Annotated in this window: 18 protein-coding genes; 8 read left to right on the top strand and 10 right to left on the bottom strand. The window is 66.4% G+C overall.

Annotation, left to right across the window (positions count from 1 at the left end; genetic code table 11):
• Positions 1-105 precede the first annotated feature (105 nt).
• Complete coding sequence (sseA, locus tag ATE70_RS15840; protein ID WP_058538940.1) at positions 106-948, bottom strand: 3-mercaptopyruvate sulfurtransferase; 843 nt, start codon at positions 946-948, stop codon at positions 106-108.
• Between the two features lie 187 nt (positions 949-1,135).
• Positions 1,136-2,476 (bottom strand): hypothetical protein, encoded by a 1,341-nt coding sequence (locus tag ATE70_RS15835; protein ID WP_058538839.1) that lies wholly within the window; start codon positions 2,474-2,476, stop codon positions 1,136-1,138.
• Positions 2,477-2,595: 119 nt separating this feature from the next.
• On the opposite strand from ATE70_RS15835, the gene queF reads away from it, so the two are divergent.
• Together queF and ATE70_RS15825 are read left to right on the top strand one after the other, a co-directional pair.
• Positions 2,596-3,066, top strand: a complete 471-nt coding sequence (queF, locus tag ATE70_RS15830) for a preQ(1) synthase (protein WP_058538838.1) — start codon at positions 2,596-2,598, stop codon at positions 3,064-3,066.
• 45 nt (positions 3,067-3,111) lie between these two features.
• Complete coding sequence (locus ATE70_RS15825) at positions 3,112-3,522, top strand: acyl-CoA thioesterase (protein WP_156419828.1); 411 nt, start codon at positions 3,112-3,114, stop codon at positions 3,520-3,522.
• Between the two features lie 58 nt (positions 3,523-3,580).
• Here the strand turns inward: ATE70_RS15825 and ATE70_RS15820 are convergent, their stop codons facing one another.
• Positions 3,581-3,817 (bottom strand): hypothetical protein, encoded by a 237-nt coding sequence (locus ATE70_RS15820; protein WP_058538837.1) that lies wholly within the window; start codon positions 3,815-3,817, stop codon positions 3,581-3,583.
• Between the two features lie 75 nt (positions 3,818-3,892).
• A complete protein-coding gene (locus ATE70_RS15815; protein ID WP_058538836.1) occupies positions 3,893-5,179 on the bottom strand; it encodes a cytochrome P450 in 1,287 nt (428 codons plus the stop codon).
• A 126-nt stretch (positions 5,180-5,305) separates the two neighbouring features.
• On the opposite strand from ATE70_RS15815, the gene ATE70_RS15810 reads away from it, so the two are divergent.
• Entirely contained in the window at positions 5,306-8,005 is a 2,700-nt protein-coding gene (locus tag ATE70_RS15810; protein ID WP_058538835.1) for a M1 family metallopeptidase, read from the top strand.
• A gap of 54 nt (positions 8,006-8,059) precedes the next feature.
• Here ATE70_RS15810 and ATE70_RS15805 read toward each other — a convergent pair whose 3' ends face one another.
• Both ATE70_RS15805 and ATE70_RS15800 read right to left on the bottom strand, forming a co-directional pair.
• On the bottom strand, positions 8,060-8,512 hold the full coding sequence (locus tag ATE70_RS15805; protein ID WP_058538834.1) for a hypothetical protein: 453 nt from the start codon (positions 8,510-8,512) through the stop codon (positions 8,060-8,062).
• Positions 8,509-10,104 carry a helicase HerA-like domain-containing protein gene (locus ATE70_RS15800; RefSeq protein WP_058538833.1) on the bottom strand — a complete coding sequence of 532 codons (1,596 nt, stop codon included), beginning with the start codon at positions 10,102-10,104 and terminating at the stop codon, positions 8,509-8,511. Before ATE70_RS15800 ends, ATE70_RS15805 begins: the two co-directional genes overlap by 4 nt.
• A gap of 403 nt (positions 10,105-10,507) precedes the next feature.
• Here ATE70_RS15800 and ATE70_RS15795 point away from each other — a divergent pair, with 403 nt between their 5' ends.
• The gene (locus ATE70_RS15795; protein WP_058538938.1) at positions 10,508-11,062 is read left to right on the top strand and encodes a nucleotidyltransferase family protein; all 555 of its coding nucleotides are present in this window, start codon (positions 10,508-10,510) and stop codon (positions 11,060-11,062) included.
• 187 nt (positions 11,063-11,249) lie between these two features.
• On the opposite strand, the gene ATE70_RS15790 is transcribed toward ATE70_RS15795, so the two are convergent.
• The 4 genes from ATE70_RS15790 to hflK form a co-directional block, all read right to left on the bottom strand.
• Positions 11,250-11,618: a VOC family protein gene (locus ATE70_RS15790; protein WP_058538937.1), complete on the bottom strand. Its 369-nt coding sequence runs from the start codon at positions 11,616-11,618 to the stop codon at positions 11,250-11,252.
• Between the two features lie 120 nt (positions 11,619-11,738).
• Entirely contained in the window at positions 11,739-13,232 is a 1,494-nt protein-coding gene (locus ATE70_RS15785) for a trypsin-like peptidase domain-containing protein (RefSeq protein ID WP_058538832.1), read from the bottom strand.
• Positions 13,233-13,360: 128 nt separating this feature from the next.
• Positions 13,361-14,212: a protease modulator HflC gene (hflC, locus tag ATE70_RS15780; RefSeq protein WP_058538831.1), complete on the bottom strand. Its 852-nt coding sequence runs from the start codon at positions 14,210-14,212 to the stop codon at positions 13,361-13,363.
• Positions 14,212-15,369 carry a protease modulator HflK gene (gene hflK, locus ATE70_RS15775; protein WP_082639596.1) on the bottom strand — a complete coding sequence of 386 codons (1,158 nt, stop codon included), beginning with the start codon at positions 15,367-15,369 and terminating at the stop codon, positions 14,212-14,214. The genes hflC and hflK overlap by 1 nt, the downstream gene beginning before the upstream one ends.
• A 91-nt stretch (positions 15,370-15,460) precedes the next feature.
• On the opposite strand from hflK, the gene ATE70_RS15770 reads away from it, so the two are divergent.
• Genes ATE70_RS15770 through ATE70_RS15755 form a run of 4 tightly spaced genes read left to right on the top strand, consistent with a single transcriptional unit; the run spans position 15,461 to position 18,230 of the window.
• Entirely contained in the window at positions 15,461-16,450 is a 990-nt protein-coding gene (locus ATE70_RS15770; RefSeq protein ID WP_058538830.1) for an Mrp/NBP35 family ATP-binding protein, read from the top strand.
• Positions 16,450-16,872 carry a CoA-binding protein gene (locus tag ATE70_RS15765; protein ID WP_037516940.1) on the top strand — a complete coding sequence of 141 codons (423 nt, stop codon included), beginning with the start codon at positions 16,450-16,452 and terminating at the stop codon, positions 16,870-16,872. The genes ATE70_RS15770 and ATE70_RS15765 overlap by 1 nt, the downstream gene beginning before the upstream one ends.
• On the top strand, positions 16,869-17,465 hold the full coding sequence (locus tag ATE70_RS15760; protein WP_231732673.1) for a hypothetical protein: 597 nt from the start codon (positions 16,869-16,871) through the stop codon (positions 17,463-17,465). The genes ATE70_RS15765 and ATE70_RS15760 overlap by 4 nt, the downstream gene beginning before the upstream one ends.
• Positions 17,466-17,516: 51 nt before the next feature.
• On the top strand, positions 17,517-18,230 hold the full coding sequence (locus tag ATE70_RS15755) for an SIMPL domain-containing protein (RefSeq protein ID WP_058538829.1): 714 nt from the start codon (positions 17,517-17,519) through the stop codon (positions 18,228-18,230).
• Positions 18,231-18,295: the final 65 nt, after the last annotated feature.

Genomic DNA, 18,295 nt, shown 5'->3' with positions numbered 1-18,295 from the left:
CTTACCGTCGCCCCCGCGAAGGCGGGGGCCGCTGGAAGTTTAAGCCTTCGGCGCTCAGTAAGGCCGACAACGGCCCCCGCCTTCGCGGGGGCGACGTTTTTGTTTTCAGGCCGCGCCGGTCGCCTTGGGCGTCGCGGGGTCGGCGCCCCATTCGACCCAGCTGCCGTCGTAAACCGCGACATCGTCCTTACCGAGCAGGTGCGCGCCGAATGCGACGACGGTCGCGGTCATGCCGCTGCCGCAGGTGGTGATGAGCGGTTTGTCGAGATCGACCCCCGCGGCGTCGAACGCGGCCTTCAGATCGTCGCCACGCTTCCACGTGCCGTCAGCGTTGAACAGCTCGCTGTGCGGCAGGCTGCGCGAGTTCGGGATATGGCCGGGGGCAAGGCCCGGACGCGGATCGCGTTCCTCGCCGGTAAAGCGCGCCGCGGGGCGCGCATCGACAACCTGTTCGGCGGCGCTGTCCAGGTTCGCGAGCACCTGGTCCTTGGTGCGTACCGCCTTCGCATCGCGCCATACGGTGAAGTGACGGTGGCGCAGCGTCTGCTTGCCCATTTCGAGCCCGCGGCCTTCGGCCTTCCACTTCGCGAGGCCGCCGTCGAGCAGCGCGACGTCATGCGCGCCGAACAGCTTCAGGAGCCACCAGCCGCGCGCCGCGCTCTTGAGCGGGCTGTCGTCGTAAAGCACGATGCGGCTGCCATCGCCGAGGCCGAGCGACTGCATGCGGCTCGCGAATTTCTCGGCCTGCGGCGCCATATTGTCGATGTCGCTCGACGGATCGGTCAGTTCGGCGAGGTCCATGAACACCGCGCCGGGGATGTGGCCCGCCTCATATTCGGCGCGCGCGTCGCGTCCCTCGTCGGCAAGGAATTTCGTCGCATCGACGACCCGCAAGTCCGATGCCCCCAGTTCGCGTTCCAGCCAGTCGGTTGAGACCAAGGCGTCCATGTCATGCTCCTGTTGCGACCGGTCGGGAACCTGTTTTTCCTGTCCCTCGCCGGCCATCCTGCTGTGGCTCTGTTCTTTTCTGGGGGAATAGCAGCCTATGCCCCCACCCGCGCTTTTTCAAGCGCAGTCGATCCTGCCCCAGCCGATGCTGCACCGCAACAAAAAAGCAGTGCCGTTTTGAGCCAAACTATTGAGCGCGCTTGACGGCGGTCGAACGCGCCGCGGGCCGATCGACCGTATAAGAAGCGCGGTCGAGCGGCAGCGGCGCGAGCTTTTCGCTCCCGCTCGCACCTTGCTCGCGGCCGAGCACAAAGCTGCCCGCATTCTGGCCGAAGGCGTCGCCCTCGCCGTCCCAATGATAGGTCACGTCGAACGCGATGACGGGGACGAGCATCGGCTTGCCGCCGATCATCAACGGCTCGATCGCGGCGCGTGGCAGCATCACCTCGGTCGACAATTCCTCGCCCGCGCCGGGCGCGAGCATCATATCGTCGCGCAGCACGCTGCCGCCCGCGCCGTCGAAGAAGCGCGCCAGCACCGGTTCGGTCATCGCCGATCCCTGGTTGAGCGCGATGCGGACCATCAGGCCGGTCGCCGCGGTCGGCCCCTGATTCATGAGGTGAAGTGCAAAGCCGACCGCCACATGGTCGGCGGCGAAGCGGATGCTGCGGATGTCGAGCGCCATGCCGATGATCGCGCGCTTTTCGGCCGCCGGGCGCGTGACGAGCGGCGAAGGCTGAGGCCGCTCGGGCGGCGCAAGCGGCGCGCGCGCAGGCTGGGGTGCGGCCGGGCGCGGCGCCACCGGCTGCGTTGGCTTCGGCGCGGCGGGCCTTAGCGAAGCCGGCGACGCGGCGCGCTGAACCGGCGGTTTCGGCGCCCGGCGCGGCGCCTCTGGCGATTCGTCGATGGCGGGACCGGCGGGCGCGGCGCGGCGGCGCCAGTACCAGAAACCGGCACCCACAGCCGCCAGCGCGGCAAGCACCCACGCCCAGATCGGCGTGCCCGACGGCGCGTCCGCGGGAGCCGCCGTGACCGGCGTTTCGTCGGCGGTAATGGGTGCGGCGTCGGCCGCCGTGGCAGCGGGCGGCGCGGCGGTCTCAAGCGGCGGCAATGCCGGATTGTCGGTCGCAGCGGGCGCCGCCGGGTTTGCGGTTTCCGGTGCGGCCGTACGCGGAGCCGCGACCGCGGGGGCGCCCCGCCGTGTCGGTGCCGGCGCGGGTGCCGGGGTGGCGGCCGCCGGCTGGGTCGGGGCTATGCGCGGCGGCGCCACCGGCTGCGGCGGCGTCGGCGCGGGGGTGGGCGTCGGCTGGCCGCGGCGTTCGCCCGGCGCCACCGGCGGCAGGCCATTGTCCGAGGGCCCCTGCACACCCGGCGTCCGGCCGTCGTCGGCGGGCGGCGGCAGACGGAAGTCGATCGGGCGTGACGAGGTTGCGGTGTCCTGCGCGCGCGCGGGCATCGCCGCGCTCAGCATCGTCGCCGCCAGCGCGAGCGTCGCCACCTGTTCTCGCCCGAAGTTACGCACCGTCATCTTGTCCGCGATCCCACACTACCCATATCTCGCACACGCCGCTGAATTGGCGCTGAACCCTGCCGCTTCCGTCCAACCAGATCGGTGACATCGGCGCCGCTGCGCACTAGAGCCTTTCCATGACCGATTCCAGCCCTACCCCGCTCGCGCCGAAACATCTCGGCCAGTCCAGCGAACTTCCTGCCTCGCCCGAGGCCGCGGTTCTCGACTATGTCCCCAATCCGCGCGCCGGCGAGCTCTATCTCGTCCGCTTCGCCGCACCCGAGTTCACCTCGCTCTGCCCGGTGACCGGCCAGCCCGATTTCGCGCACCTCGTGATCGATTATGCGCCCGGCGAGACCATCGTCGAATCGAAGAGCCTGAAGCTCTTCCTCGGCTCGTTCCGCAATCATGCCGGATTTCACGAGGATTGCACCGTCGGCATCGGCCGCCGCCTGTTCGACGAAATGCAGCCCCGCTGGCTGCGCATCGGCGGTTACTGGTATCCGCGCGGCGGCATTCCGATCGACGTCTTCTGGCAATCGAGCGCGCCGCCCGCCGACCTGTGGCTCCCCGATCAGGGCGTCGCGCCCTATCGCGGGCGCGGATGATAATTCATCTTTCCGTCACAAAATATTGACATTAGTGTCAGCGATATGATCACCGCTTCCCTTCCGCACGACCATGCGATCGCCGTTGGTGCCGACCAGATCGATTTCATGGGGCATGTTAACAACGCCCATTATCTGAGCTGGGTGCAGGAAGCGGTGCTGTCGCACTGGCGCCATATCGCGCCGCCCGACGCGGTCGCGGCGCATTTGTGGGTCGCGCTGAAGCACGAGATCACCTACCGCCGTCCGGCGTTCCTCGACGATCAGGTCATCGCGACCGTGATCCTCGAAAAGGTTCAGGGCGCGCGCGCCTTTTACGAAACGATCATCAAGCGCGGCGAGGATGTGCTGGCCGAGGTTAAATCCTCATGGTGCTGCATCGACGCCGAAACGCTGCGTCCCGCGCGGCTTGCGAGCGACGTCATCGCACGCTTTTTCCCGAGCGAGAAAGTCTAGGTTTCGGGCGTGAAAAAGCCCCCTCCTTGCGGGGAGAGGGCCATTTCCTGCCGCGAATTTACGGGCTTACCGGCTCGTCGTCATCGTTGCCATCGACCACCAGCCAGATACCACCGGCGATGATCGCAAGGCCGAGCACGATCGCAATCCAGCTCGCACCTTCGAGTTCGTTCTGACCCTCGGCAACGGCCCCCGCACGGGCAGCGTCCAGCGCGGGCGCAGCCGACGCGGCCACCGGCGCAAGGACCATCGACGTCGCCGCGAACGAGATCGCGGCCTTCTTTAAGAGATTCATCGCAAACTCCTTTTTTTACCGGGCTGGAAACGCCGGCCGACGGGCAATGGTTCCACGGCGCCGCGTCAGATGGAGCTAGGCGGCCGCGAACCGGATCGGCAGACGCTTCAATCCGCCGACGAAAACCGATTCGACGCGCGCCGGCTCGCCCGCCAGTTCGAGGTTTTTCAGCCGCGGCAAAAGCTCTTCCATCAATATACGCATCTCCATGCGCGCGAGATGCTGGCCCAGGCAGACATGCGCGCCGAACCCAAAGGCGATCTGCTGGTTCTTCTCGCGGTCGGGATCGAAAGCGAAGGGGTCGCCGAACACCGCCTCGTCGCGGTTGCCCGAAACATAATTGAGCATGAGCCAGTCGCCCTCGCGAATCGTCTGCCCGCCGATCTCGACATCTTCCCTGGCGCTGCGCATGAAATGCTGGACCGGCGTGGTCCAGCGGATCGCTTCCTCGATCAGCCCCGCCTTGTCGCTGTCGGCGGCGCGGAAGCGTTCGAACAGCGCGGGGTTCTTCGCAAGTTCCATCATCGCGCCCGCGGTCGACGCGCTCGTCGTGTCGTGCCCCGCGGTCGCGACGATCATATAATAGCCCGACATTTCGCGGTCGGGGATCTGCTCGCCATTGATCGTCGCATTGGCGATCACCGTCGCGATATCCTCGCGCGGGTTGGCGCGGCGCTCGGCGGTGAGCGCGCCGAAATAATTTTCGAAATCGGCGATGACGTAATTGAGCATCGCGATCGCCTGTTCGGCGCTGGTGATCGCCTCGCGGCTCCGATTGAGTTCGGGGTCGGTCGGGCCGAACAATTGCTGCGTCAGCATCAGCATGCGCGGCTCGTCCTCGCGCGGGACGCCCAAAATATCCATGATGACGCGCAGCGGATAATGCGCCGCGACATCGCGCGCGAAATCGCATTCTCCGCCCGCTTCAAGCATATGATCGACGGTTTCGCGCGCCAGTTGGCGGATGCGGTCTTCGACGATCTTCAAATTCTTGGGCATGAACCAGCTCTGCGTCAGCAGCCGGTATTTCATATGGTCGGGGGCATCCATCTGGACGAGCGAGCGAATCAGGTGCCCGTCATTGTTCGGGGTCGCCGCGCGCGCCAGCGCCTCTCCGTCGCGATTGGTCAGCACCGTCGGGCGGATGCCATTCGCGAAACGCTGCGGGTCGCGGCTGATCGCCATGATGTCGGCGTGGCGCGTCACCAGCCAGAAGGGGTCGTGATCGTGATTCTCGGCGACAGCGAGCGGCGCATTCGCGCGGGCCCAGGCGAGCTGCTCGTGCAGCGGATCCCATTGGCCGTATGCGACGGGGTCAACGACGGCGGCGGCTACCTCTCCAGGCAATATAGGTTTTGTCATGCAACCAAAGCTGCCTCATCGCGTGCCGTCTGTCGAGCCTCGACGACGGCCTGCCGAAAGGGGGCGTTGCGGGGGCTCGCGCATGCGCCTAGCCCGGAGCGCAAAATCATACCGGGGATCGCAACCATGAAACTCTCGAATCGCCATTTGCTTGTTGCCGCCGTGTCGTCGCTCAGCCTCGCCGCCTGCGCCGCGCAGCCGGGGGTCGAATCCCCCACGCCCGTCGCCGCGGCGCCCGCGCTCACCGGCGCCCCGCTCGATACCAGCGTGCCGAGCCAGCTGCCGCGGATCGCGCGGCCGGTGCATTACGACATCAGCGTCACGCCCGACGCCAAGGCGCTGCGCTTTACCGGCGACGCGGGCATCGACATCGAGCTTTACGAACCCTCGGCGACGCTGACGCTGAACGCTCTCGACCTCAGCTTCGAGAGCGCGAGCCTGACCGGCGCCGACGGCAAGGCGATTACGCTGACCGTCACGGTTGATGCCGCCGCGCAGACGGTAAATTTCAACGCCCCCGCAACGCTCGCGCGCGGCAAATACCGCCTGACCACCAGCTACACCGGGGTGATCAACACGCAGGCGAACGGACTTTTCGCGCTCGATTATCCCGACAAGGTTACGGGGAGCGAGGTACGCGGGCTGTTCACCCAGTTCGAGGCGCCAGACGCGCGGCGCTTCGTGCCGAGCTTCGACGAGCCGAGCTACAAGGCGACCTTCACCCTCGCGGCGACCGTTCCCGCGAGCGACCTGGCGGTGAGCAACATGCCCGTGGCGAGCGAAACGCCGGTCGAGGGCGGCAAGAAGAAGGTCACCTTCCAGATCTCGCCCAAAATGTCGTCCTACCTCCTCTTCTTCGCGACCGGCCATTTCGAGCGGCTCGCGGCGAAAAGCGCGAGCGGCGCCGAGGTCGGCATCGTGTCGCCCAAGGGGTCGGGCGAGCAGGCGCGCTTCGCGCTCGACAGCCTCGGCCCCCTGCTCGGCTATTACAGCGACTATTTCGGCCAGCCCTATCCGCTGCCCAAGCTCGACAATGTTGCGGGGCCCGGCCAGTCGCAATTTTTCGGCGCGATGGAAAATTGGGGCGCGATCTTCACCTTCGAGCGCATCCTGCTCGACGATCCGAAGATCACCAGCGAAGCGACGCGCCAGCAGATCTACACGACGCAGGCGCACGAGGTCGCGCACCAATGGTTCGGCGATCTTGTGACGATGGCATGGTGGGACGACCTCTGGCTCAACGAAGGCTTCGCGAGCTGGATGGAAACCAAGGCGAGCGACCATTTCCATCCCGACTGGCAGCCTTTGCTCGACCGCGTCGACGGCCGCGAGCGTGCGATGGCGCTCGACGCCTTTGCGACGACGCACCCGATCGTCCAGACGATCCGCACCGTCGAGGACACCAATCAGGCGTTCGACGCGATCACGTACCAGAAGGGCGAGGCTGTGATCACGATGCTCGAGGCCTATGCCGGCGAGGATGTGTGGCGCGATGGGCTGCGCACCTACATGGCCAAGCATAAATATGCCAACACGCGCACCGACGATCTGTGGAACGCGGTCGAGGCGGCGGGCGCGAAAGGGCTGACCGCGATCGCGCATGATTTCACCAGCCAGCCGGGCATCCCACTGCTCCGCGTCGGCGGGGTGACCTGCGCGGGCGGCAACACCACCGTCCAGCTGACGCAGAGCGAATTTTCGCGCGATCGCAAGCAGGTCATCGACACCCAAAATCGCCGCTGGCAGGTGCCCGTGCTCGCGCGCGCCGGAAATGGCGCGGTCGCGCGGCAGGTGGTCGCCGGCGGCACCGGCACGCTCACCCTGCCCGGCTGCGGCGCAGTGCTGCTCAACGCCGGCCAGGCGGGCTATTATCGCACCCTCTATTCGCCCGCGGCGCTCGCCGCGCTCCGCGGCGACTTCGCGAAGCTCGCTCCGATCGACCAGCTCGGGCTGCTCGGCGACAATTTCGCGCTCGCTTATGCGGGCTACCAGCCGATGGGCGCCGCGCTCGACCTGCTGACAGCAGTGCCGCACGATGCGAGCCAGAAGCTGCTCGGCGACGTCGCGGGGCGTTACGCGGCGCTATATGGCTATTTCGACGACCAGCCGGCGGTGCAGAAACAGATCGCGGCACGCGGCACTACGGCGCTCACGCCCGCGATGGGACGCCTCGGCTTCGACGCGCGTGTCGGCGAACCCGCGCTCGACAGCATCCTGCGCTCCGAACTGCTCGGCGCGCTCGGGACGTTGGGCGACGCCAAGGTGCTGGCAGAGGCCCGCCGCCGCTTCGCGCTGCTCGACAGCAATCCCTCGGCGCTCGACGGTCCGCTGAAATCGCGCTGGCTCGACATCGTCGCGGCCAACGCGAGCGAGGCCGAATGGACCAAGCTGCGCGCCATGGCGAAGGGATCGAAATCGGCGGTCGAACGCAGCGCCTTCTACACGTTCTTGGGCAATACGAAGGACGAACCCCTTGCCAAGCGCGCCCTCGACCTCGCACTCACCGACGAACCCGGCAAGACCGTCAGCGCCTCGATCATCGGCGCGGTCGCGAAGAATCACCCCGAACTGGCGGTCGATTTCGCGCAGGTAAACCAGGCCGCGGTCGACCGGCTGATCGACGCCTCGGCACGCGCGCGCTTCCTCGCGGGCCTCGCAGCCTCGTCGAACGATCCCGCGATGATCGCGAAGCTCGAGCGGATTGCGGCGCCGCTGCCCGCCGACGTGCGCAAGCCCTATGACAAGACGCTGGCGAGCCTGAAAGAGCGCAGCGTCAGCCGCCCGCGCATCAAGGGCGAAATCGCCGGCTGGCTGAAGGCGAGGTAAGAAAACAATCCATTTCGTCATTCCCGCGAAGGCGGGGATGACGAGGGTGGATTATTACTCGGCCGGCTGCGGCGCCCCGACCGGCATCGCGCTTTCCCATTCGGCGCGCGCGCGGCGGATCATCGCCTTGAGCGCGTCGGCATGGCGCTGCCACGCGGTCGCCGTCTCGCTGCTCCATGTCCCGCCAGCCGCTGCGCCCAGTTCGGCGACCGTCATGTCGATGAAGGCGTCATATTCGGCGATCGGCAGCGGCCCATAGGCGCGGTGGGTGAAGACAAGCTCGGCGACGAGCGGCCACACCCAGCCTTCGCGCTTCGCCAGCCCGAACATCATCTGCAGCGTCTCGTCGGTCATCCGCCGCGACGAGGCGTCGACGACCATGAAGCTCGCGCGCCGCTCGGGAAACGCAGCAAAGAAGCGGTCGAACAGGGCGTGGCGGATGTCGATGCCGGCGTCGGCGACGGCCGTCAGGCTCGCCTCCATCCGCGCGGCATCGGCTTCGCTCACTTGAACAGGCTGCCCAATATCCCGCGCATCAGCTGGCCGCCGAACTTGCCCGCAACCTGTCGCCCGAGGCTGGTCGCCGCCGAGCGTGCCGCCGACTGGACCATTTTTTCGGTCATCGACGGTTTCGCGGCTTCGCGCGCCGCGGCCTTTTCGAGCCGTAGCCGCTCGCGTTCCTCGGCAGCCTTGCGCTTCGCCTCTTCCTTCGCGGCGATCGCGGCCTGCTTGTCGGCCTCGACCTGTGCCTTGGCTTCGACGGCCGCCGCCTGCGCCTGCTCGGCCTTGGCGGCGAGCAGTTCCTCGGCGCTTTCGCGATCGACGGCGGTGTCATATTTGCCCTCGACGGGCGAGATCGACTTGATGATCGCGCGTTCCTTGGCGTCGAGCGGGCCCGCGCGCGAGCAGGGCGGCTTGATCAATGTGCGCTCGACCGGCGACGGCGCGCCGTCGGCCATCAGCAGCGACACCAGCGCCTCGCCGACCTTCAATTCGGTGATCTCGCGCGCGACATCGACCTTGGGGTTCGGGCGGAAGGTGTCGGCGGCGGCTTTCACGGCTTTCTGATCGCGCGGGGTGAAGGCGCGCAGCGCATGCTGGACGCGGTTGCCGAGCTGGCCCGCGACTTCCTCGGGGACGTCGATCGGGTTCTGCGTGACGAAATAGACGCCGACGCCCTTCGAACGGATCAGGCGCACGACCTGCTCGATCTTTTCGGTCAGCGCGGGCGGCGCGTCGTCGAACAGCAGATGCGCCTCGTCGAAGAAGAAGACGAGCTTCGGCTTGTCGGGGTCGCCGACCTCGGGAAGCGTCTCGAACATCTCGCTGAGCATCCAGAGGAGGAAGGTCGCGTAAAGCTTCGGGCTCGCCATCAGCTTGTCGGCGGCGAGGATATTCACATAGCCGCGGCCATTTTCGTCGGTGCGGATCATGTCCTGAATGTCGAGCGCGGGCTCGCCGAAGAAATTGGCGCCGCCCTGGCTTTCGAGCGTCAGCAACTGGCGCTGGATCGTGCCGACGGTCGCCTTCGACACATTGCCATATTTGGTCGTGAGCTCGTCGGCGCTTTCGGCGCACCACGACAGCATCGCCTGCAGGTCGCCGAGGTCGAGGAGGAGCAGATTCTGTTCGTCGGCGACGCGGAACGCAATCGCCAGCACGCCCTCCTGCACCTCGTTGAGTCCCATCAGCCGCGCGAGCAGCAGCGGGCCCATTTCGGAAATCGTCGTGCGCACGGGGTGCCCCTGTTCGCCGAACAGGTCCCAGAAGATCACCGGATTGTCGCGATAGGCCCATGTCGCATCGCCGATCTCGGCGGCGCGCGCGGCGAAAATCTCGTGCGTCTTCGCGGTCGGGCTGCCCGCCATCGCCATGCCGGCAAGGTCGCCCTTCACATCGGCGACAAACACCGGAACGCCGACCGCCGAAAAACCCTCGGCGAGCCCCTGCAAGGTCACCGTCTTGCCGGTGCCGGTCGCACCCGCGATCAACCCGTGACGGTTCGCACGTTTCAGCACCAGCGACTGGCGCGGGCCATCGGCTGCGCCGCCTCCGCCAAGGCCGATATAGATTTCGCTTGCCGTACTGCCGTCGCTCACCCGCTGTCCTCCACCTTGAAATGTTGCGTCGAGGTTAGAGCGGCGGGTGAGTGCAGGCAATCGGCAAACCAGCGTGGCCGCCGAAACCAGCACACGGCCAAAAACCGCCGAACTTTACACTGAATTCGCGTTTCGCGGCGGCACGGGGGAACACCGCCGCTGGCGTTAAAGCCACAAAAGCCCCGCACGCGCGAAGCGAAAATGGGGCTTTTGTGGCTTTACGCGATCGTACGGGCGGTCGGCGCATCGCGCCACGGGCAAGAACAGCAATGGTGTCGGGTCGGGCCATCCGAAAGCATAGATCATGGCGGGATATTTTAGGAAAGGCCCTTTCCATGCCCGCCGCCGGCATCGACCGGCGGCGGGCATATCCAATCGCCGCCAAGCACGCTATCTCTTGCAGATGAGCGCTGCGGAGGCCGAGATAATTTCCATCCTGCGCGCCGACCGGCGGCGCTGGCATCTGCTCGCGACGGTTGCAGCGCTCGATCTGCCCGACTGCTGGATCGGGGCGGGTTTTATCCGAAACGCGGTTTGGGATCATCTGCACCAATATCCGCCATCGCCGCCCAATGGCGATATCGACGTGATCTGGTACGATCCCGATCGAACCGACCCGGCACTCGATCGGCACCACGAGGATCGGCTGGCGGCAATCGAGCCATCGGCCCTCTGGTCGGTCAAGAATCAGGCACGGATGCACATCCGTAACGGCGATCCGCCTTATGCTTCCGCCATCGATGCAATGCGCCATTGGCCCGAGACAGCGACCGCCGTTGCGGCCCGACATCATGGTGCCGGCCTCTGCGAAGTCGCAGCTCCCCTGGGCACCGACGATCTTTTCGGCCTGATCTTGCGTCCCGCGGCAAATTTCGTCGACCTGAAGCGCGACGTTTACGACGAGCGACGGCGATCCAAAAAGTGGCTGGAACTCTGGCCATTGTTGCGGGAGGCGTAGGACGGCGCGGGACCGAAGGCCGTCTCCTCAATCATCGTCACCCCGGATTTGATCCGGGATCCCCGCTTGCAGTCGATGCCAGTCGATGCCGAAAAAAGCGGGATCCCGGATCAAGTCCGCGATGACGAAGGTGGGGAACATGAACGCCCGCTCCCCACCCCCAAAGCCGAGATCGACCCCGACCCATTCACCCCATCATGAAGGCGTTGAGCTTGTTGCCGTCGGGGTCGCGGAAATAACCGGCGTAAAACCCCTCGCCGCGCGGTCCCGGAGGGCCTTCGCATGTGCCACCATGCGCGAGCGCGATTTCGTGGAGGCGGTGGACCTGTTCCTTGTCCTTCGCCTGCAGCGCGACCATCACGCCGTTGCCGACCGTCGCGACATTGCCGTCGAAGGGCCGCGTCAGCCCGATGCCCGCGCCGCCGCCCGGCTTTCCCCACGCGATGAAGCCGTCGAACTCCATCATCCGCGGCGTGTCGAGTTCGGCGGCAATCGCGTCATAGAAGACCGCCGCCTTTGCCAGATCCTTCGTGCCCAGCGTCACATAGCCAATCATCATCTTTCTCCCGACTCGTTCTTATGAGAACATAATATGAACAAGAGCCGCGGCGCGCAAACAAAAAGGGCGCCGGACCCGAAGGTGCGGCGCCCCGTTTGATGGACCGGAAGCCGAAGCCTATTTCACGCGAATCGCGATAAAGGCCGACGGCTGGCCGCGGCGCTGGATTTCGAGCAGCACCGCATCGCGGCCCGCCTTCTTCGCGTCGGCGATGGTCCTGGCGAGCGCCTCGCTCGTCGTGACCGGGGTGCGGTTCGCGCTGAGGATCACGTCGCCGCGGCGCAGGCCCTTGCGGCCGGCGTCGCTGCTCGCCGACGCGGCGCCGATCACCAGACCCTTGGTTCCGGCGTCGACACCCACCGCGCGCGCGATATCGGGGGTCACCACCTGCACCGACAGGCCAAGCTCGTCCTGGATCGCCTTGTCGGCCGCGCCGGTCGGATCCTCGGGTTCAGCCTGCTCGGCCTCGGGGTCGAAATTGGCGCCCGCCAGCTCTTCCTCGGGCGGACGCGTGCCGACGAGGACATTGAGCGTCATCGCCTTGCCGTCGCGGATGATCTCGAGCGGGATGCGCGTGCCCGGCTTGGTGTTCGAGACGATGTACGACAAAGTCTGCTGCGGCGTGACGTCCTTGCCATTGACCTTGGTCACGACGTCGCCGCGCTTCAGCCCGGCCTTCTCGCCCGCCTGTGCGGGTTCGACGCGCTGGATGAACTCGCCGCGATCCTTGGGCAGGCCGAGCGCCGCCGCGAGATCCTCGTCGACCGGCGCGATGCCGATGCCGAGATAGCCGCGCTGGACCTTTTCGCCCGCGCGCAGCGCGTTGATCACCGGGATCGCCGCATCGGCGGGGATCGCGAAGTTGACGCCGATGTTCGCGCCGACGGGCGAGATCAGCATATTGTTGATGCCGACGACATTGCCCTGCAGGTCGAACAACGGGCCGCCCGAGTTGCCGCGATTGATCGCGGTATCGGTCTGGATATAGCGGTCATAGGCGCCGCCCTGCCCGATGTTGCGCTGAACCGCCGAGATGATGCCCGCGGTCACCGTCGAGCCGAGGCCGAGCGGGTTGCCGATCGCGACGACCCAGTCGCCGACGCGCGCGGTGCCGCCGTCGGCGAATTTGACGAAGGGCAGGCCGCCGGCCTCGATCTTGAGCAGTGCGAGATCGGACGCGACGTCGCGGCCGACGATCGTCGCCTTATATTCCTTCTGGTTGGTCAGCGTCACCGTGACCTGGTTCACCGCCTCGCCGCGCGGACCGCCCGAGATGACGTGATTGTTGGTGACGATATAGCCGTCGGCCGAGATCAGAAAGCCCGAGCCGCCGCCCTGCTGTTCCTGCGTGATCGGTTCGCGCGTCCCGGCAAAGGGGTTCAGCCGGACGCCGAGCGTGACTTCCTGCTTGGTCGAGATGTTGACGACCGCGGGCTGCAACTGCTCGACGAGGTCGGCGAAGCTTTCGGGCGCACCCGAACGCGGAACGACCTTGGCGATTTCGCTCTTTTCATTCTGCGCGACCTGCGCGCCGACGGGGGACTGGGTGACCAGCGCCAGCGCGGTGCCACCCGCCAGCAAGGCCGAAGTGATGCCATAAACATAACGCACGATCGAAATTCCTTTTCGTTCTCGAAAAACTCATCTGCCCCGGCCGCGGCTATCTGCGGCGAATTGGCTGAACGGTGATTGAACATGAACGAGCGCTGCAAGTTCCATTCAGCCGGCAGCCGCCCTCATCAACCGCCGCTGAACCGCTTCAGATATTCATTGTCGGGCGACATGATGATCGACGTCCCGCCCGTGTTGTTTTCACCCAGGAAGGTCTGCCGATAGCTCTGCATCGCGCGGTAGAAGTCATAGAATTCGGGGTCCTTGCCAAAGCTGGCGGCGTAGATACGCGCCGCTTCACCATCGGCGCTGCCGCGGATGATCTGCGCTTCCTTCTGCCCTTCGGCGCGGATCGAGATCGCTTCCTGCTGGCGCGCAGTGCGCATGCGGTTGTACGCCGCCTCGAGCGTCGCGCCTTCGGGAAGGTCGGCGCGCTTGATCCGAACGTCGATGATCTCGGCGCCATATTTGTTCGCCTCGCGGTTCAACGCGACCTGGATATTGTCCATCACCGCACCGCGTTCGGGCGACAGCAAGGTCGCGAAGGTGCGCTTGCCCAGCTCGTTGCGCAGCGACGAGCCGAGGATCGTCGCAAGCTGCGCCTGCAATTTATCCTCGGTGCGGATCGCGGTGTACATACGCACCGGATTGGTGATGCGGAAGCGCGCGAAGGCGTCGACCTGCAGCCGCTGCTGATCGGTCGAGAGCACCTGCTGGCGCTCCATGTTCACGCCGAGGATGCGCTTGTCGATATACTGGATGCCGTCGGTGAAGGGCACGCGCAGGACGAGGCCGGCGCCGGACTTGCCGAAATCCTCGCCTTCCTTGTAGCGGTTCACCGTGCGCTCGATCTCGCCGAAGCGCAGGATCAGTGCCTGCTTATCCTCGGGCACGATCGCCAGCGATTGCGACAGGATGACGAGTATGATGACCACGCCAAAGAGTAGCCGCATCGGGTTCTGGAAGAACGAACCGAACATCATTCGCCTCCCTTCGTGGCGGCTTCAGGCGCCTTGATCCGCTTCTGCACTTCGTTGAGCGGCAGATAGGGGGTCACCCCGCGTGCTTCGACAATCGTCTTGTCGACGTTCGACAACACATTCTCCATCGTTTCATAATAAAGGCGCTTGCGCGTCACTTCGGGTGCCAGTTCATATTGCGCGTAGATCTGGTCGAATGCCGACGTGTCGCCGCGGGCGCGTTCGAGCACCTGCTGCTGATAGGCGCGCGCGAGGTTGATCGCCGATTCGCGTTCCTGCCGCGCCGCGGTGACTTCCTTGAACGCCTCGTCGACCTGGCTCGGCGGGTCGACCTGGCGGATCGCGATGCCCTGGATCATCACCCCGGCGCGATACTGGTTGAGCAGTTCCTGCATGCGCTGCTGGACCTGCGCCTCGATCTCGACGCGGCCGGGGCCGATCGCCTGGACGAGGTCGAAGTTCGCGACCGTCGCGCGCATCGCGCTTTCGGCGACTTCGCGGATCGTGCCTTCGGGATCGGCGAGCTGGAAGAAGAACAGCTCGGGATCGCGCACCGACCAGCGGACCTCATAAGCGAGGTCGACGATGCTCTGGTCGCGCGTCAGCACGAAATTCTCGTCCGTAGCGTTCGGCGAGCCGACCGCCATCGTACGGATCGCGCGAACGTCCTCGAGCCGGATGCGCTCGATCGGCGCCGGCCAGGTCAGTTTCACGCCGGGGCCGACGGTGCGCGAATAGCTGCCGAGACGCGTGACCACGCCTTCCTTTTCGGGCGGTACGATGTGGAAGGAGGAGAAAAGCACCCACGCGGCGACGAGCGCGAGCACCACCCATTTCCAGAGCTTCGCCGAATCGCCGAAATTGAACGGGCTGCCGCCGCCCGAGCCGCCACCGCCGAAACCGCCGCGTCCCTTGCGCAGCAATTCGTCGAGCGCCGAAGGGCCGCGCGGTTTTTGCGCGCGCCGCTGGTCGGCCGGATCGGGCGTGACCCACGGGTTGCGCGGGCCGGGCTTTTTGCCGTCGCCCTTCCCGTCATCGTCCCCCTTGCCGGGACCGCTGCCCCACGGGCTATTAGCCATCTGGCTGATCTGATGGAAAAATTGCCGCAATCCTCTCGGGCTGCGGCGTCCCATGCTGCCGTCAATCTTGTCGTTCATAAGGCTTTTATAGGGGCGGCGGGCGCGATTAACAGGGGGTGCGCACGAAAATGGCTGGCAAACGCACCGATCATGCCTATCTGCCGCGGACATGACCGAACAAAGCGCCGATATCGCCCGCCTGACCGCCACCGCCGCCGACCTCAGTGGAGGACGGTCGTCAGGCCTGCGAATGCTCGACGATTCGGGATTGCTCGCGGTGGTGCTCGATGTGTCGGGGCTTGCCGTCGAAGAGCGCCAGCCGCTCGAGGACAAGCTCCGCGCCGGCCTGCTCGCCGATGCGGGCGTGCGCGAGGTCCGCATCGCGATGACCGCCGAAAAGAAAGCGATGACGATCATCGCGGTCGGCAGCGGCAAGGGCGGGGTCGGCAAATCGACCCTCGCGGCGAACCTCGCCGTGGCGCTGCGCCGTCTTGGCGTGAAGGTCGGACTGGTCGACGCCGACATCTACGGGCCTTCGCAACCCCGATTGATGGACAGCGAGGGCGTGAAGCCCGAAGCGCGCGGATCGAAGCTGGCCCCCGTCCCCAACGCCTATGGCGTGCCGATGCTCTCGACCGGCCAGATCGCCGCGCCCGGACAGGCGATCGCGTGGCGCGGCCCGATGGCGGGCAAGGCGCTCGAACAGCTCGTCGACGCAAGCTGGGGCGACATCGACACGCTCGTCGTCGACCTGCCGCCGGGCACCGGCGACGTCCAGCTGACGATGATCCAGCGGCACAAGCCCGCGGGCGCGGTGATCATATCGACCCCGCAGGACCTTGCGCTGATGGACGCGACGCGCGCGGTCAGCCTGTTCGAACAGGCCGACGTGCCGATCATCGGGCTTGTCGAGAATATGGCGGGCTATGCCTGCCCGCATTGCGGCGAGGTCAGCGACCCGTTCGGGTGCGGCGGCGCCGAAGCGGCGGCAAAGACGATGGGCCTCGACTTCCTCGGGCGCGTGCCGCTGTCGATGGGCATCCGCCTTGCGAGCGATGGCGGCGTGCCGCCCGCGGCGGGAACCGATCCCGCGGGCGAGCCATTCCATGCGATAGCGGCGAAGGTTGCCGACTGGCTGAACACACGAAAGGGGCGATAATGGCGATCAACGACGAAGGCGAAATCCGCGAACTGCTCGGACAAAAGCGCCGCATCGCCGTCGTTGGCGCGTCGCCGAACCCGGCACGCCCGTCGAACGGCGTCCTCGCCTTCCTCGTGGGCCAAGGGCATGACGTGATCGCGGTGAACCCCGGCCACGCCGGCAAGACAATCCACGGCGCGCCCGTCGTCGCGACGCTCGCCGACGTCGAACCGCCCGCCGAGCTCGTCGACATTTTCCGCAACAGCGCCGACGCCGGCACCGCGGTCGACGAGGCGATCGTCCATGGCGCGAAGGCGGTGTGGATGCAGATCGGGGTGATCGACGAAGCCGCGGCGAAACGCGCCGAGGCCGCGGGACTGACCGTCGTCATGGATCGCTGCCCCAAGGTCGAGATCCCGCGACTCGGCCTGCTGAAGTGAAAGCCGCGCTTTCGCTGCTCACCGCGACCATGCTCGCGGGATGCGCCACGACGTCCGTCGCCAACAGCCCGCAGGATGCGTTTTTCGAGGCGCTTTCGGCGCGCTGCGGCCAAGCCTACGCCGGCAAGCTCGCAAGCGATCAGGAGGCCGACGCCGAGATGCGCGGCAAGGCGATGGTGATGCATATCCGCCATTGCACCGCCGACCGGATCGAGATTCCCTTTCACATCGACGGGCTGGCCGAAGACGGCGGCTGGGACCGCTCGCGGACGTGGATCATCACCTGGACGGGCGCGGGTCTCCGCCTCAAGCACGACCATCGCCACGCCGACGGCAAGCCCGACGCGGTCACCCTCTATGGCGGCGACACCGCCGATGCCGGGACGGCGACGCGCCAGACCTTCCCCGTCGACGCCGAATCGATCGCGATGTTCACCGCAACCGGCCGCAGCGTTTCGAATAGCAACATCTGGTCGGTCGAAACGACGGACGCGGGCTTCACCTACGGCCTCGACCGGCAGGGACGGCATTTCCGCGTCGCGTTCGATTATGCGAAACCGGTGACGCCGCCGCCCGCGCCCTGGGGTTGGTAAGGAACCGATTCCCCCGTCATGCGCTAGGTCGCATCGAACGGGAGAAAATATATGCGCACCCAGACCCTTATGCTGATTCCTTTGCTCGCGCTCGGCGCCTGCAGCGAAAAGGCGCCCGACCCGCGCGGCGTCGGACATGACGAGACGCTGCTCTCAGTCTCCGCGACCGGCCGATCCGAAACGCGGCCCGACGAGGCGCGCTTCACCGCAGGCGTAAGCACCATCGCGGCGTCGGCCGAAGCCGCGACGCAGCGCAACAATGAAACGATGACCAAGGTGACCGAGGCGCTCAAAGCCTTTGGCGTCGCGGGCAAGGATCTCCAGACGCGCCAGCTGACCGTGAACCGGATCGACTGGGGCGCCAACAAGGGCAAGTTTGAAGCCGTCAATCAGGTCGAGGTGCGGATGCGCGCGGTCGACAAGGCGGGCGAAGCCGTCGCCGCGACGACAGAGGCCGGCGCCAACGTCCTGTCGGGTCCGACGCTGCGCGTCTCCGATCAGGAAGCCGCGACCAAATCGGCCTACGCCGCCGCCTATCGCGCCGCGCGCGCCCGCGCCGACGCTTATGCGGGCGCCGCGGGGCTCAAGATCGACCGGGTGCTGACGATCCGCGATGGCGGCGACAGCGCGCCACCGATGCCTTATGCCGGCGGCGTCGCTTATGAGGCCGCTGCTCAATCGGCCAACGCCGCCCCGCCGTTCAATCCGGGGGTCAGCGAATCGCAGGTTTCGGTGCGCGTCGACTTCGCTTTGTCGGAGAAATAGAGCGCAACGCTGGCGGCCGCGCGAAAGGCCGATTTTCTTTGCGCCGATTCGCACCCCTGACTATC

Origin of the sequence: Sphingopyxis sp. H053 (assembly GCF_001468225.1) — a bacterium.
Taxonomy (GTDB): Bacteria; Pseudomonadota; Alphaproteobacteria; order Sphingomonadales; family Sphingomonadaceae; genus Sphingopyxis.
Note: the sequence above shows the minus strand (reverse complement) of the source record. Positions and strands in the feature narration are given on the sequence as shown.

Bases quoted from the DNA above. Each gene is read 5' to 3' on its own strand.
- queF (WP_058538838.1), top strand. From the start codon at position 2,596: ATGACCGATTCCAGCCCTACCCCGCTCGCGCCGAAACATCTCGGCCAG.
- sseA (WP_058538940.1), bottom strand. From the start codon at position 948: ATGGACGCCTTGGTCTCAACCGACTGGCTGGAACGCGAACTGGGGGCA.
- ATE70_RS15835 (WP_058538839.1), bottom strand. From the start codon at position 2,476: ATGACGGTGCGTAACTTCGGGCGAGAACAGGTGGCGACGCTCGCGCTG.
- ATE70_RS15815 (WP_058538836.1), bottom strand. From the start codon at position 5,179: ATGACAAAACCTATATTGCCTGGAGAGGTAGCCGCCGCCGTCGTTGAC.
- ATE70_RS15795 (WP_058538938.1), top strand. From the start codon at position 10,508: ATGAGCGCTGCGGAGGCCGAGATAATTTCCATCCTGCGCGCCGACCGG.
- ATE70_RS15825 (WP_156419828.1), top strand. From the start codon at position 3,112: ATGATCACCGCTTCCCTTCCGCACGACCATGCGATCGCCGTTGGTGCC.
- ATE70_RS15820 (WP_058538837.1), bottom strand. From the start codon at position 3,817: ATGAATCTCTTAAAGAAGGCCGCGATCTCGTTCGCGGCGACGTCGATG.
- hflC (WP_058538831.1), bottom strand. From the start codon at position 14,212: ATGTTCGGTTCGTTCTTCCAGAACCCGATGCGGCTACTCTTTGGCGTG.
- ATE70_RS15790 (WP_058538937.1), bottom strand. From the start codon at position 11,618: ATGATTGGCTATGTGACGCTGGGCACGAAGGATCTGGCAAAGGCGGCG.
- hflK (WP_082639596.1), bottom strand. From the start codon at position 15,369: ATGAACGACAAGATTGACGGCAGCATGGGACGCCGCAGCCCGAGAGGA.
- ATE70_RS15810 (WP_058538835.1), top strand. From the start codon at position 5,306: ATGAAACTCTCGAATCGCCATTTGCTTGTTGCCGCCGTGTCGTCGCTC.
- ATE70_RS15765 (WP_037516940.1), top strand. From the start codon at position 16,450: ATGGCGATCAACGACGAAGGCGAAATCCGCGAACTGCTCGGACAAAAG.
- ATE70_RS15770 (WP_058538830.1), top strand. From the start codon at position 15,461: ATGACCGAACAAAGCGCCGATATCGCCCGCCTGACCGCCACCGCCGCC.
- ATE70_RS15755 (WP_058538829.1), top strand. From the start codon at position 17,517: ATGCGCACCCAGACCCTTATGCTGATTCCTTTGCTCGCGCTCGGCGCC.